Origin of the sequence: Falsihalocynthiibacter sp. S25ZX9, from assembly GCF_041205405.1 — a bacterium.
Classification (GTDB): Bacteria; Pseudomonadota; Alphaproteobacteria; order Rhodobacterales; family Rhodobacteraceae; genus Falsihalocynthiibacter; species Falsihalocynthiibacter arcticus.
This window is the reverse complement of sequence record NZ_JBGFCD010000194.1, coordinates 1-313: the sequence shown is the minus strand read 5'-3', so window position 1 is coordinate 313 and position 313 is coordinate 1. Positions and strand designations below refer to the sequence as shown.

The following is a 313-nucleotide window of genomic DNA, read 5'->3' as shown; positions in this document are numbered from 1 at the left end:
ACTGGGGCTTGCAGGGTCAATCAGATCGCGCAGGGTTTGCGCCGTGGTGCTTTTGGCGCTGCCTTGCTCGCCTGAGAGGATCAAAATTTGGTAAGGGCCTTTGGGATGGAAACACCCTAAGAGCCACGCGACCAACATCTGGAAATCCGCCTCAGTTTCCACATTCAGAAACTTGCGTAGCAGGTTGATCCCGTCTGGATGGCGTTCCGGTGTGGGAAGCGCTTGCATCGCGTGCGATCTGCGAAACCGTGCGGGTGAATGATCGACGACTTGCCAGCCCTCGGAGGTGATGGCGATGGTTTGCCAGTCTTCA

Annotated in this window: 1 pseudogene; it reads right to left on the bottom strand. The window is 56.9% G+C overall.

From position 1 onward, the window contains the following. Positions 1–313, bottom strand: a pseudogene (locus AB9F29_RS21865) (hypothetical protein); the annotation flags it as partial.